Genomic DNA, 12,830 nt, shown 5'->3' with positions numbered 1-12,830 from the left:
TGCAGGTCCAAAGCCACTTCATCGTCGAGGGGTGCCGGTGGACCCTTACTCCCGATGACCTTCGTCCCTGTCGACCGCACAGGTCGTCGCGGGAAGCTCGAACAAGAAGGTTTGCCGTTCGAGAGGGGACTCGCCATGGCCGGCGTAGAGGACGCCCAGACTCGGGCTGGGGCGCCGATGTGGTCGTGGATGCGGCCATGGAACCCCAACCCGCTACTCCGCTCGTCGGACCGGGCCGAATGCCTGCTGCTGGTTGTCGTGGCGATCGCGGTCATGCTTGCCCTCCCACTGGCATTGACCATCGGGACCCAGATCTATACGGACGACGCCGCGCGTGTCCGTGCCGAGCACGCACGCGCAACATCCATCGATGCCACCGTGCTCACCGAACCGGAATGGACCGAAGCACACGACTTCGAGGCCCAAGTGCGCTGGAAGACTGGAGATCGTGCCGTGACAGCCGTCGTAGCCGTGCCGCGCCGCACCGACGTCGGAGACCAAGTACCTGTCTGGGTCGATCACGATGGCGCACTCACCGAGGCGCCTCGCAACCCCGTCACCGCCGCGTTCGCCGGAATCGGCGCCACGATACTCATCTGGACCGCCACATGCCTGCTCGGCGTTGGGCTGCTCCGCGGTGCCTCGATCCTGTCGGGCCGCCGGCATGCCAAGCAGTGGGAGCGCGAATGGGTGCTATTCGACAAACCCGTCACAGGCGATATGTCATAGCCCGGCCGACCCGCCGGATGACCATCTTCGAGAAGGGGATATGAATGTCGGCGCACACCAGTCCGAACGAGCGGGTCATCCTGGCCGCGGTCGACGGATCAGCGAGCTCCTACCACGCAGCAGCCTGGGCCGCTGCGGAAGCGCTACTACACGACGCGCATCTGCACCTGATCATCTCCACGGGAATCGCGATGGCATCAGCGCTCAGTGAAGGCCTAGAGCCGTCCGAACGTGAGCAGCAGTGGCTCCGCGCCGATGGCGAGCGTGTGGTCACCGAAGCAGCGCGAGTCGTGCGTCAAGCAGTCGACGACGACCGGCTGACCCTCACCACCGAGGTCACGTCCAACTTCATCATCCCCACTCTGCTCGACCGCTCCACAACCGCGAGAATGCTGGTCGTGGGCAGCCGTGGATCAGGCGCGTTTCAGCGTGGGCTGCTCGGCTCGGTCGGCACCGCGATCACTCGGCACGCCCACTGCCCGGTGGCAGTCATCCACGATTTCGCCGCGATTGACGCTGTGTCGGCTGACAAACCTATCCTCGTCGGGGTCGATGGCACCGAAAACAGTGTGTCCGCAGTCGAATACGCCTATGATGCAGCATCACGCCGCAACGTCGGCCTGATCGCCCTGCACGCCTGGAGCGACACCAGCTCCCTGGACCTGCCAACGAGGGACTGGGAATCGCTGCGCGAGGCCGAACGCGCCGTGCTCGCTGAGCGGCTGGCAGGCTTCGCGGAGAAGTATCCCGACGTCCAGGTACGCAGACTCGTTGTACCCAACCGGCCGGCACACGCGCTCCACGACCAATCCGACTACGCCCAAATGGTTGTCGTCGGCAGCCACGGCCGCGGCGGCTTCACCAGCATGCTGCTCGGATCGACGAGCAACTCCGTTCTACACACAGTCGCCTGCCCGGTTGTTGTCATCCGTTCACGCTGAGGTCAGGTGCGGAATGATGGAAGGCGATTCCACCGTCTGCACTCGAGCGAGAATCGAAAGGTACAGCCGTACAGGACGGCGGCTGTTGCCCTCGGTGGGCGACGTCCTGCCGTGGGTGTGAACCAACGCCACCTCACTGTGCGCCTCGGTTGGATCCCCAACCAGTAACGGGGTTGGTCAGCGCGGCTCCGTCCTGCTGGGCTGGTCGGCGGCGGAGCGTCTGGCGGGCTTTGCGTCCTGATCGCCCATGGTGCCGCTGAGTAGATCCCCGCGCAGGAGTTCGCGCAGCTCGCGGGGGAGTTCGGCGAACATTCGGTCGAGTTGACCTTCGGAGAACAGGTCGGCGAATGCCTCGGTCACGATGGCCGCCAATGCGGCTGCCTCATCGGTGGTGACGCCGGCTTCCATAGCGAACTGGTCGAGGAAGCCGGTGACGTCGTGTGGCTTGGGCACTTGCGTGGGCCTCCACCCCTCAAAGAGGAGCCCGCGGAACAACTCTGGTAGTTGTGCTCCGAGCTGGGCGGTGGTCGATACGCCGAGCCTGTCTCGCACTGTGTGGAGCCATGCACGTATGACGCGGTGGGCGAACGTCCGATCGAAGGTGCCGAGATCATCGGTGACTGTGCGGAGCCATTCGTGGGCGGTGTGCATCGCCGGAGCGAGTGGGTCGTCGTGGTCGTGCATGTGGAGGTCCTATCGGGTGAACCCACAGGATGGTAGTTACGGATGGACGGTGTTGGCGGCCGAGTGTGGCAGCCCGAGGGCGCTCGCGATGTCGTTCGACCACGTGCGGATCGCGGCCCAGTCGCGCAAGTCGCCGTAGCGTGCGCCGCCCATCAGCCTGTAGAGCGTGCGAGCTTTCCATCCGGCTCCTGCGCGGTCGTATCTACCTGCGAAGGCGTGGTATCCCCGAGGCCTGATCGTGTCGCGCAGCTCGGCGACCTTCTTCGGAACGACTCGACCGAGTCGGCGTCCGAGGGGCCCGCGCAAGGCGGGGCCCAGCCCGACGCTGAACATCCACACTCGCGAGCCGGTCAGCTGGTCGCGGTGCGCGTGGATGTAGGCGGAGGCTGCCGGTAGTAGATCCATGTTGTGGATTGCGCTGCCGATGATGATGGTGCCGAAGGGCGACAAATCAGGAGCGTGTTCGATGTCGTGCAACATGACCTCGGCGCCGCGGCCGGCCAAGTCGTCTGCGATGAACTCGGCGATATCGCGGGTCGATCCCTGTTCGGTCGCGTAGAGGATGGCGATTCGGAGCCTGTTGTTGTCCATGTCATCAGACTGCTCAATCGCAGTCGAAGGCGGCAGAGCCAAGGTGCCCGCGCGGCAGGGACCAAGGGCCTCAGGCGAATCGGATGTCGCGTGGTGCTCGAATCCGATTAGCAAAGACGGTGAATGAACGCACGGACAGCAGCGCCCTCCGCGCCTCAACCGGCCCTGGCATCGTTGCGCGGGTGGCGCTCAGGAGTCTGCGGTCGTTGTTGATGGCAGGTGTTGGGCGCAGATCGCTTCGACGAATTCGCCGACGGTCTGATCGGGGAGGCTGCGGGCGAGGTCGGCTTCGGTGATGATGCCGACGAGTTTTCCCTGCTCGGTCAACCAACGGACAGATCACACGTCGCTGCGATGCGTCCAGTGCGTCGTCATGAGCCAGTCGAGCCCGACCAGATGCTCGCCGCCGCGATGGACGACCGGTACACCGATCGGATGGCGATGGCGGCGCTGGATGGCTGGCCCGCTGTCGAGATCGTCCTCGATCACCTGTGCCGACGCCATTCGATATCGATGCTGGTTCTCGACGACGATCAACGCAGCGAACTGGACAAGATCGCACAGGTCACGACCGGGCTGCGCCGTTACGACCCGAAGTATCAGTCGGAGTTGGCGTGGTGGACCGCCAAACGTGAAGGGGAGACCGGGGTGCCGGCATCGGCCCTGCCGACGGCTGAGCAACGCCCGTACGTGGCCAGCGGCCGAACCTTCCCCGCCGGCACGGCAGAGTCAGCTGACGATCTCGATGACCAGGCGACGGTGCTGGTGCTGTCGAACGGAGAAGATTCTCCGCCGGCGCTACTCGATTGCGGAGCCGCGTTGTCGGCAGTACTGCTCGAGTGCACTGTAAAGGGCCTGTCCACCTGCACACTGACCCATATCACCGAGCTCCCGGCGGCCCGGTCCATGCTGGTCGATCTCACCGGTGAACGCCATCCCCAGGTCCTAGTGAGAGTGGGCCGGGCACTGGGTGCGCGGCCGCCACGCACTCCGCGTCGAAGCATCGAGGAAATACTCGAGATAGCCGATCGACGATAGGTCTATACGGGTGCAGAAACGCCGGCTTTCGCCTCGCTCCGATGTCTGGGGACGCTGCGGATGTCCGCTAGCGCAGCGGTGCCCTCGGGGACGACGAGCACCGCGCAGCGGGTGTGGCACAGCGCCGTTCGCAGCGAGTCGCCCAGATGCGGCCGGCGCGGTCTGCGGCTGCGGCCGACGACAACCAATTGTGCAGTGATGCTGAACTTTTCAATGGCAGTACGGGCGTGTCCGAAGTAAGTGACCAGACGAACCCGCCCAGTGCGGTATCGACGGCCGAGGTCGTCCAGCACCGCCTCGACATCGACACCCACTGCCCGCGCCGTGTCGCGCATGGCTGGACGCGCGATGTCGACGACCAGAACGTCGGCGTGGCGATCAGCCGCTGCCTGGAACGCCGCCGAAACCGCCGCCGGCGACCCCGACAGCGACGGCTCGGTGACGACCACAACCGGTCCGACCGCTGACGCTCCGCTCTGGATCGGACGGATCACCGCGACCGGACAATGCGACCCGGCGGCCAGATCGGTCGCCACCGACCCGAGCAAGGCGCGCGCACCCGAACTTCCGCCCACGCTGCCGATCACGACCAGCGCCGCAGTTTCCGACAGCTCGACCAGCTTCGTCGCAGGCTCGCCGCGGATCATCAGCATGGTAATCGGAGGCGCCGGCTTCTGCGATGCTTATCTCACAGCGTCCTCGCCGGCAGCGCGGACCGTCAGAGCATCCGTACCCGAAGAAATGGGCCTATCGGCACCCTCCGACTGGCATTCGACCGGCTATTGGCCGTTGTTGGGAGGCGTCTCGGACGTTGTCCTGGAGCCGGGCCCTTCGTCCCCGCCTGCTGCGACATTGGGCCCTACCGACAGGCTGAATCCACCGGTGAAATTGAGCGGTTGGACCGAGAACACCTGTGGGCACGTACATTCCTGCTCCCGTCGGCAGCAGGACGGAATCTGCGCCTTGCAGTACTGCTCGATCGCGCAGCGCGCTCGAAAGAAACATCTCGGTCGACTGAGCTACTTGTGGGAACCTTCGAAGGAGGCAGGATGACCAGCTCGACTACCGCCGACGACACTGGGCGTCGAGTCGTGGAGTTGGATCGCGAGCAGGCGCTGTCGTTGCTTGCATAGGCATCGTTCGGTCGGGTGGTGTACACGCGCGACGCCCTCCCCGCGATTCGGCCGGTCAACCACATCGTCGACGACGGCGTCGTTATCGTCCGTACCCGGCTGGCTTCACAATTCTCGGGAACGGTCCACACCATTCCCACAGTTGTTGTCGCCTACCAGGCCGATGACATCGATACGGTGAGCCGAACCGGGTGGTCGGTCGTCGTGACGGGCATAGCTCGGCCCGTCACCGATCGCACCCGGCTGGCTCGCTATCACGATCTGCTTCGACCGTGGGTCGGAATGGCCCTCGACGACGTGATCGAGATCGAGCCCACCCTCGTCAACGGGATCCAGCTCGTCGACGACGAGGGCACCGAGTCCCAACAAATGAGGGCCGAAGCCCCTGGGGCCGGTCGAGAGCCCGATCGACACTGAAAGTGGCTTAACGGAACGAAATGGAAGGCACAACCGCCATGACTCCGCAATCCACTCATGACCTGCGCACCCTGGCATCGGCCGCGGTGGTGGTCGGAACCGACGGCTCACCGGCCGCCACCCGCGCGGTGGAATGGGCCGCACAGACCGCATCCACCCGCGGCCGCCGCCTCGTCATCGCCCACGGCTACGACCTCAAAGCCACTAGCGCGATGCTCACCTCCTACGACGTCGTCGTGCCCCCGATCGCCGAAAACATCCGCACCAACGGTGAACGTGTCCTGGACTCGGCGGCCCGCATCGCAGCCGACACCGACGCGAGCCTCGACGTCGTCACCGAGCTGTCGGAAAGCAATTGCGCGCAACTACTGATCGAGCTCTCGCGCACCGCATATATGACCGTCCTCGGCGCCGCGACCATGGCAGGCACCCTTGCCCACCTCGGCTCGACGCTGCTGGCTGTCGCCAGTCATGGTCACGGCCGCATCGTGGTCGTTCGCGAGACACATCCCCAGCACACCGTCCGCGACACCGGGCCCGTGGTCGTCGGCGTCGACGGCAGCTCGGTCGGCGAACCAGCTGTCGAGGCCGCCTTCAGCGAGGCGTCCGAACGCGGGACCGACCTTGTCGCCGTGCACGCCTGGAGCGACCTCTCGCAAGGGACGTTCGCGGGAACGTCCTACCTGGATCTCCCCACGACTGAACTGGAGACCGGAGAGAAGGCACTGTTGTCCGAGCGCCTGGCCGGCTGGCAGGAGAAGTACCCGACCGTCGAGGTCAGCCGTGAGGTGTATCTGTCAGGGCCACGCCAGCACTTGATGCACTGGTCGAAAGAAGCCCAACTGATTGTCGTGGGCAGCCGCGGCCGTGGCGGATTCCGCGGACTATTGCTCGGCTCGACCAGCAACTACATGGTCCAACATGCACATTGCCCGGTGATGGTGGTCCACCAGAACTGACCTCGAGGCCGGGCACCGCCCTGCGGCGCAGAGTAGGGGTAGGAGGTTCGCGATGATGTTCGAGGATCGACGCGATGCCGGGCGCCGCTTGGCTGAACGGCTGGACTTCCTGCGTGGTGAGAACGTTGTCGTGCTCGGCGTGCCTCCGGGCGGTGCTGTCGTCGCGTCCGAGGTTGCCTCCTCGTTGCGGGCACCGTTGGATGTGGTGGTTCTCCGCAGGCTCGATGACCCGCAGCGGCCCGGTCTCACCTTCGGTGCTCTCAGCGAAGGCGGTGTGGTGGTGATCGACAACAGCATCGTGTCGCGGGCCCGGTTGACCCGGTATGAGATCGCGGAGGTGGAGCGGCACGAATGCCAACAGCTCGCCGCCCGCGTCGACCGGCTCCGGCGAGCGGTGCCGAGGATTCCTATGCGTGACCGGATCGCGGTCGTGGTCGATGAAGGTATCGCTGTCGAAGCGGTGACGCGGGCTGTGTGCCGGGAGGCGCGGGCACGGGGCGCGAGGAGGGTCATCCTGGCAGTACCCGCCGCAGGCCAGGACGTGTTGATGGCGCTCCGCGGCGACGTCGATGAGCTGGTCTGCGTGGAGATGTCACCGGGTTCTGGTGCCGGGGATCGGTTGTATCGCCAGTTCGCGCAGGTGACCGACGCGGAGGTGACCGTCTTGCTGAACCGGGCCGCGGGGATGTCGGCTGCCGGTCCGCCGAGACCGCCGCTGCGAGACGAATCGGTCCACATCCTCGCCGGCGGGGTTCAGCTGGCCGGGCACCTGATGATCCCGAGTGATCCGATCGGGCTGGTCGTGTTCGCGCATGGCAGCGGAAGCAGCCGCCACAGCCCTCGCAACCGTTACGTGGCAGGGGTACTCAACGACGCGGGGCTCGGAACGCTTCTTGTCGACCTGCTGACGGCGGAAGAGGAGGGCGATCGGTCGCGGGTGTTCGATGTGCAGCTGCTGGCGTCGCGGTTGGTCGACCTCACCGTGTGGCTGGCCGAACAAGAGGAAGCGGCAGGTCTGAGGGTCGGCTACTTCGGGGCGAGTACGGGCGCCGCGGCGGCGCTGCGAGCGGTGGTCTCGCCGGAGGCGTCGATCGCTGCTGTGGTCTCACGTGGTGGCCGACCCGACCTTGCCGGGCCGGTACTGGCAGAAGTACAGGCGCCGACCATGCTGATCGTCGGCGGTGCCGACGATGCAGTTCTGGAACTGAACCGTCTTGCTGCACAGCAGATGACCTGCGAGACGGTATTGACCGTGGTTCCTGGCGCGACGCATCTGTTCACCGAGCCGGGCGCACTGACAAAGGTCGCTGAACTCGCTCGTACGTGGTTTATCAAGCAGCTGGCCCCGCTCGGCACAGGGCCTCGCTCCGCTGATGGAGGGAAGTTCCCGAGATGACTGAAGTACGAATTGTGGGCGGTAGCACGGGTGCGGCGCTCGCGCCGGCAGTGGCCGAGCTGCTCGACGTCAGGATCACCGACTACACGATGGGGCGGTATCCCGATGGTGAGCTGCAGCCTCGAGTCGAGCACCTCGGCGGACAAGATGTCTATATCGTGCAGTCGACTTCGCCGCCAGTGGGTGAGCACCTCATGGAACTGTTGTTGCTCATCGACGCGTGCCGGCGCGCAGGCGCCGCCAGGGTGACCGCGGTGGTGCCCTATTTCGGGTATGCGCGTCAAGATCAGCGGGAACTGGCCGGCCAAGCGCTGGGTGCCAGAGTTGCCGCAGACGCGATTGCGAACGCAGGCGCGGATAGACTCGTGGTCGTCGATCCGCACACCCCGGCTCTGGAAGCCGTGTGCTCGATACCGGTGGAGACACTGTCCGCCGTCCCTCTGTTGGCACACCACATCGCGCCGGCGTGGACCGAGGCGGTCGTGGTGGCGCCGGACCTCGGCGCAGCTGAGCTCGCCGAGCGGTACGCCAAGGCAATGCGAGAGTCCGTGGCGGTCGTGCGCAAGTTCCGAGTGAACGAAACCAACGTGGTGGCCCGCGAGATACTGGGTGACGTCATCGGCCACCGTGCCGTCATCGTCGACGACATGATCTGCTCCGGAGCCACCATCGAAGCGACAATGGGGCTCATACGGCACAACGCGACAGATATCGCCGTGGCAGCGACACACGGCCCTCTGACCACGGAGGCGGTCGAGCGGCTGAGTCGGCTCGGGCTGCGCCGCATCGTGGTTACAGATTCCGTGGTGCTGCCGAATGCTGCGAGCACGTACGAGGTCTGCACCCTGGCACCGCTGCTGGCCGAAGCGATCGACCGGTTGCATCGCGACTACCCCGAGCCCAAGCATGCCTCGCTCGTTGACTACTGATCTACAGAGGGCTTGTTCGATGAATTCTGGGGCGAGAGTCGAGGCATACGCACGAATGTGGGGCCCGAGGCCGGCGAGATAGGAGGTAGGGAGATGTATGCAAAGGTGGGGGATTGGCTGGTCGTCGAGTGTCGTAATGTCGGCGGCGCGGTACGCCGCGGATTGATCGAACAGGTACAAGGAAAGGATGGGGCTCCGCCGTATCTCGTGCACTGGGCCGACAACGGGCACAGGGCATTGACCTTTCCCGGCCCGGACGCGCACGTCCTGACCAGCGATGAGCTACATGCCGCAGTAGAGATCACGACCAGCCACTTCACCTCGGCTCTCGACCCGTCCGTGCTGCGCTCCACGGACACCGGCAAGTTGGCTGAATAGGCCGACATCAGGCGCGGTACCGTCAGGGAGTGCCGGCGAGCGGCCCTGGTCTCGCCGGCCGCGGCTGTCGCATGTGGGTTCAGATCCCGGTTGCCTGTTGATCATCGAGATCCAGCACTGCCCGGAAGCCGTCGGCGAGGCACTGGGAAAGGGTCCTGACATCGGGGACAGCGGCGATGTCGGCATTGATTCCGAGGAAGCACGTACCGGCGTGGGAGGCCATCGTCACGTTGAGGGCCGTACCGAGCGTGGGGCTGAAGGCATACATCTGTTCGATACGTGCGCCGGCGAGATAGAGCGGCACCGGCGAGCCGGGTACGTCGGAGGCGACGAAGTCGACATGCTCGAGCATTCCGGCGATCAGCGTGACCGGTACTCGGTTGAGGACCGCCGCCACGGCGGCGGAGTACGGGAGCGCGGGTTCACTGCGTTGGCTCCGGATCACCTCACCGACGCGCCGCATCAGGACGGCGGGGTCGCCATTCACCGGTACCACAAAGCGGGACAGAGTGATTCGGTTGCCCCCTAGCGGGTCGTCATCGGTTCGAAGGCTGATCGGCATCGTCACCCGCAGTTGTTCGATCGATGTGCCGTGCCGGTCGTGGTAGTCACGCAATCCGAGGAGTACTGCCGTTATGAATGCTTCGTTCATCGTGCACTCGTTTGTGTGCGCGGCACGGGCGAGCGCAGCGGTAGGAACGTCGAATGCGGCAAGGCGGCGCGCAGTACCACGATCGGTCATCACGGGCGACAGTGTTGTGGTGATCGGGCGGACTACGCGTGCCAGTGACGCCGCGAGGCCGATTCCGTCCCGCACGGTAGCCACGGGATGGGTGACGGCTCCAACGGCCGTCGCCGCTGAACGGGAGATGCCGTGCCGGAGCAATCCCAGACCCTCTGACCAGTAATGGAAAACGACGCGATGCTGCGATGGCGGCGTTTCGGAGTGGATGTGGCCCACTCCCACTCTGTCCAGATCACAGAGTCCGGCAAGGATTCGAACTCCGCTGACACCGTCGGTGAGGCTGTGATGAACTTTGAACACCAACGCGCATCCTTGACCGTCCTGTCCGTGCAGGAGCGTCGCCCGCCACAAGGGACGGTCCGGTTCGAATTGGTTCATTGCGTCGTGGCGAGCGAAGTCGAGTACCGCTTCCAGATCGATCCGGGGGATCAGCGGGGACCGCTGCAGGTGCCACGACAAGTCGAAGTACTCGTCGGGTTTCCAGCGTGGTGGAGCGAGGGGCAGCAGGGACGGGACAAGCCGCTGGCGCAGTTCCGGCACCGCTCGGGTACACCGATCGACCGCCCTTGTCAGCTTCGCCCAGTCCGGTTCTTCATCGAGCATCAGAATCGAAACAATGGTTGGCCGCAGGACGGGGTTTCGCTGCAATCGCCAGGTGAGATAGTCGGTCTGTGATAGGTGAGCCATGTGCGTGTGCTTCCTCGTCTCGGCAGATCTGTCGCGGGACCACGCGTCGCGCACCCACGTGCTTCGGCTCCGGAGCCCAGCCCGCACACCGTTGTGTTGGTCGGGTGCGTGGGCGACCACGCTGTCGTCCACGGGACAGGCACTGACGACGGCACGGTGCGCCGACCGGTGCCCCCAGCCGGTTCTGGCAGCTCTCGACCCGGTATCGCTGTGTGCGCGGCAGCCGGGTCTCGTGCCGAACCGCATCCGTGATAGCTCCACGATGGTCGCGTCGGAGCCTTCGCGGCAGTCCCGAAAGTCACTGGTACGGGAGCCGGATGTACTCGCGGCAAATGACTACTTTTCCAGCCCGCGAGGATCATTTCGATCGGTCGCGGTGGCAGGGTCGAGGATGCGACGACGGTCCCTGGTGCTGATGACAATCGGCCACAGCGCTTCACACGGGAATCGGAGGATCCTCGATGTATCCGATCGATTCGGGTCGATCTCCATCAGCAGCAACGGGATGGCAGGCCATGACTGAGCTACGGCCGCTTGATTCAGGGTTCATCGAGCTGGAGGACGCCGATTGGCGTGTCAGTCTCGGGATCGGTGTCGTCGCGATCATGGCGGGTTCGCCGCCACCTCGGGAAGTCTTCGCGTGTGCGTTGGGAAGGCGGCTCGAGGATGTGCCCCGGCTGCGTCAGCGGGTGCACCGCGCGCCACTGGACATGGCCACCCCGAACTGGGAGGACGATCCACACTTCGACCTCGCGCACCACCTGCGCTGGGCAGCGCTACCCGCGCCGGGTGACGACGCGACGCTGTGGGAGCTGATGGCTGTCGAACTCGAAGAGAGACTCGACCGAGACCGCCCGTTGTGGCAGTGCGTGGTGGTGGAAGGGTTGAGCGAGGATCGCTGGGCGGTAATCGTGAAAGCCCATCACAGTCTGCTCGATGGCGTATCCGGGGTCGCGATGTTCGAACAGCTCTGCGAGCCTGTCTCCGGCGATGCGCGCCCCGCCGTTCATGGGACGCCACAAGTACATGAGCAGAAGGGCTTCTCGGGGCTGCTGCGTTTACCGATGGCGATGCCGGGGCTACTGGTCACGACAGTGCGTAGTCTGCTGCCAGTCGGAGCGGCCGTCGTCAAGCCTGGGCCGGTGTCGTCGCTGAACGGCCCGATCGGGCACCAGCGCCGTTACCGAGCGGTGCGGGTCTCGCTGCCGGTCGTGGCCGGAATCGGTAAGCGATACGGAGCCACCGTGAATGATGTTGTTCTCGCCGCGATCGCCGGGGGATACCGGGACCTGCTGCTCGAGCGTGGCGAGGAGCCGACACCGCGCGGACTGAGGATCCTGGTGCCGGTCTCGATGCGCGCCGAACATGCCAAATACGTTCTGGACAATCGCGTATCTGCGGTGCTGCCGTATCTCCCCGTCGACCACGCCGATCCGGTCGGCCGTCTCCGTGCGGTCCACTCGACGATGCAGGCGCACAAGTCGAGCGGCGCGTCGAGCGCCGAACACACCGTGCTGTCGGTGGCACGGTGGTTTCCGTTCGCGCCTGTGGCGTGGACTCTGCGACTCGTGGCGAAGCTGCCCCAGCGGGGTGTCGGCGCGTTAGCGACCAACGTTCCCGGACCTCGACACGCGCTCACGCTGCACGGGCGGCGAGTGTTGGAACTGCTGCCCGCGGTCCCGATCGCGCTACGATTGCGCACTGCGATCGCAATCCTCAGCTATGACGACAAGCTGGCGTTCGGTATCACCGGCGACTACGACACGACTGCTGATATCGATGTTCTGGCGCAGGGGATTCAACGATCTGTGGACGAACTGGCGGTCCGGGCAGGATGCGCGGGTCGATGAGGCAGTAGACCGATCCGAAACGACACCGAGATCGTGGTCCGGGCCCACCCTGCGTTCGTGGCTGCATTCGACGAGCTGTCCACCACGTGATCTCGCAGCGGGTCCTATGTGTCAGTCATTGATCTCGAGGGCGAGCTCCAGCTGACGGGACCACCAGAGTGCCTGGGCGGAGACACTATTCGCTGCGCCGAAGATGCCGCACTGCGCCGGATGGTGCTTCCCTACAACGGTTCGGTGGTCATTGCCTGGTGCAGAGCCGGTGATGGTAATCCAGGTTTCGTCGAGCGAGCGGCCGGGCGGGCGCAGCCGATGCAGCGCGTCCACGATCGGGTCGAGCGTCCCTGAGCCGAAGT

13 protein-coding genes and 2 pseudogenes are annotated in these 12,830 nt (G+C 65.2%); 9 read left to right on the top strand and 6 right to left on the bottom strand.

The features are described 5' to 3' along the window. Window positions 1-54 precede the first annotated feature (54 nt). Complete coding sequence (locus GV792_RS02575) at window positions 55-729, top strand: Rv1733c family protein (RefSeq protein WP_163821938.1); 675 nt, start codon at window positions 55-57, stop codon at window positions 727-729. 44 nt (window positions 730-773) lie between these two features. Then, window positions 774-1,670 (top strand): universal stress protein, encoded by an 897-nt coding sequence (locus GV792_RS02570; protein WP_163821937.1) that lies wholly within the window; start codon window positions 774-776, stop codon window positions 1,668-1,670. Window positions 1,671-1,847: 177 nt separating this feature from the next. Here the strand turns inward: GV792_RS02570 and GV792_RS02565 are convergent, their stop codons facing one another. Together GV792_RS02565 and GV792_RS02560 are read right to left on the bottom strand one after the other, a co-directional pair. Then, entirely contained in the window at window positions 1,848-2,321 is a 474-nt protein-coding gene (locus tag GV792_RS02565; RefSeq protein ID WP_256667959.1) for a DUF2267 domain-containing protein, read from the bottom strand. Window positions 2,322-2,390: 69 nt separating this feature from the next. Continuing rightward, a complete protein-coding gene (locus GV792_RS02560) occupies window positions 2,391-2,945 on the bottom strand; it encodes a flavodoxin domain-containing protein (RefSeq protein ID WP_163821935.1) in 555 nt (184 codons plus the stop codon). A 219-nt stretch (window positions 2,946-3,164) separates the two neighbouring features. On the opposite strand from GV792_RS02560, the gene GV792_RS02555 reads away from it, so the two are divergent. Beyond that, window positions 3,165-3,983: a nitroreductase family protein gene (locus GV792_RS02555; protein ID WP_178124412.1), complete on the top strand. Its 819-nt coding sequence runs from the start codon at window positions 3,165-3,167 to the stop codon at window positions 3,981-3,983. Window positions 3,984-3,985: 2 nt separating this feature from the next. Here the strand turns inward: GV792_RS02555 and GV792_RS02550 are convergent, their stop codons facing one another. Further along, window positions 3,986-4,636 (bottom strand): universal stress protein, encoded by a 651-nt coding sequence (locus GV792_RS02550; RefSeq protein WP_163821934.1) that lies wholly within the window; start codon window positions 4,634-4,636, stop codon window positions 3,986-3,988. Window positions 4,637-5,032: 396 nt separating this feature from the next. Between GV792_RS02550 and GV792_RS02545 the strand changes: the two are divergent. From GV792_RS02545 to GV792_RS02525, 5 genes and pseudogenes are all read left to right on the top strand, one after another. Next, window positions 5,033-5,533: pseudogene (locus tag GV792_RS02545) on the top strand (pyridoxamine 5'-phosphate oxidase family protein). A 20-nt stretch (window positions 5,534-5,553) separates the two neighbouring features. Beyond that, window positions 5,554-6,492: a universal stress protein gene (locus GV792_RS02540; protein WP_256667950.1), complete on the top strand. Its 939-nt coding sequence runs from the start codon at window positions 5,554-5,556 to the stop codon at window positions 6,490-6,492. Window positions 6,493-6,544: 52 nt separating this feature from the next. Further along, window positions 6,545-7,888 (top strand): phosphoribosyltransferase family protein, encoded by a 1,344-nt coding sequence (locus tag GV792_RS02535; protein WP_163821933.1) that lies wholly within the window; start codon window positions 6,545-6,547, stop codon window positions 7,886-7,888. Beyond that, window positions 7,885-8,817 (top strand): ribose-phosphate diphosphokinase, encoded by a 933-nt coding sequence (locus GV792_RS02530; RefSeq protein WP_163821932.1) that lies wholly within the window; start codon window positions 7,885-7,887, stop codon window positions 8,815-8,817. Before GV792_RS02535 ends, GV792_RS02530 begins: the two co-directional genes overlap by 4 nt. Before the next feature lie 93 nt (window positions 8,818-8,910). After that, entirely contained in the window at window positions 8,911-9,195 is a 285-nt protein-coding gene (locus tag GV792_RS02525; protein WP_163821931.1) for a DUF1918 domain-containing protein, read from the top strand. A gap of 79 nt (window positions 9,196-9,274) precedes the next feature. On the opposite strand, the gene GV792_RS29450 is transcribed toward GV792_RS02525, so the two are convergent. Together GV792_RS29450 and GV792_RS30285 are read right to left on the bottom strand one after the other, a co-directional pair. Next, window positions 9,275-9,847, bottom strand: coding sequence for a WS/DGAT domain-containing protein (locus tag GV792_RS29450; protein ID WP_256667951.1), 573 nt, complete (start codon window positions 9,845-9,847; stop codon window positions 9,275-9,277). A 48-nt stretch (window positions 9,848-9,895) separates the two neighbouring features. Then, window positions 9,896-10,543: pseudogene (locus GV792_RS30285) on the bottom strand (wax ester/triacylglycerol synthase domain-containing protein); the annotation flags it as partial. Window positions 10,544-11,142: 599 nt separating this feature from the next. Between GV792_RS30285 and GV792_RS02515 the strand changes: the two are divergent. Further along, a complete protein-coding gene (locus GV792_RS02515) occupies window positions 11,143-12,477 on the top strand; it encodes a wax ester/triacylglycerol synthase family O-acyltransferase (protein ID WP_163821929.1) in 1,335 nt (444 codons plus the stop codon). A 111-nt stretch (window positions 12,478-12,588) separates the two neighbouring features. On the opposite strand, the gene GV792_RS02510 is transcribed toward GV792_RS02515, so the two are convergent. Next, the gene (locus GV792_RS02510; RefSeq protein WP_163821928.1) at window positions 12,589-12,801 is read right to left on the bottom strand and encodes a hypothetical protein; all 213 of its coding nucleotides are present in this window, start codon (window positions 12,799-12,801) and stop codon (window positions 12,589-12,591) included. Between the last annotated feature and the right edge of the window lie 29 nt (window positions 12,802-12,830).

This window comes from Nocardia cyriacigeorgica, from assembly GCF_010868145.1.
Taxonomy (GTDB): Bacteria; Actinomycetota; Actinomycetes; order Mycobacteriales; family Mycobacteriaceae; genus Nocardia; species Nocardia cyriacigeorgica_D.
The sequence above is the reverse complement of the archived record's forward strand: the minus strand, read 5'-3'. Positions and strand labels throughout refer to the sequence as shown.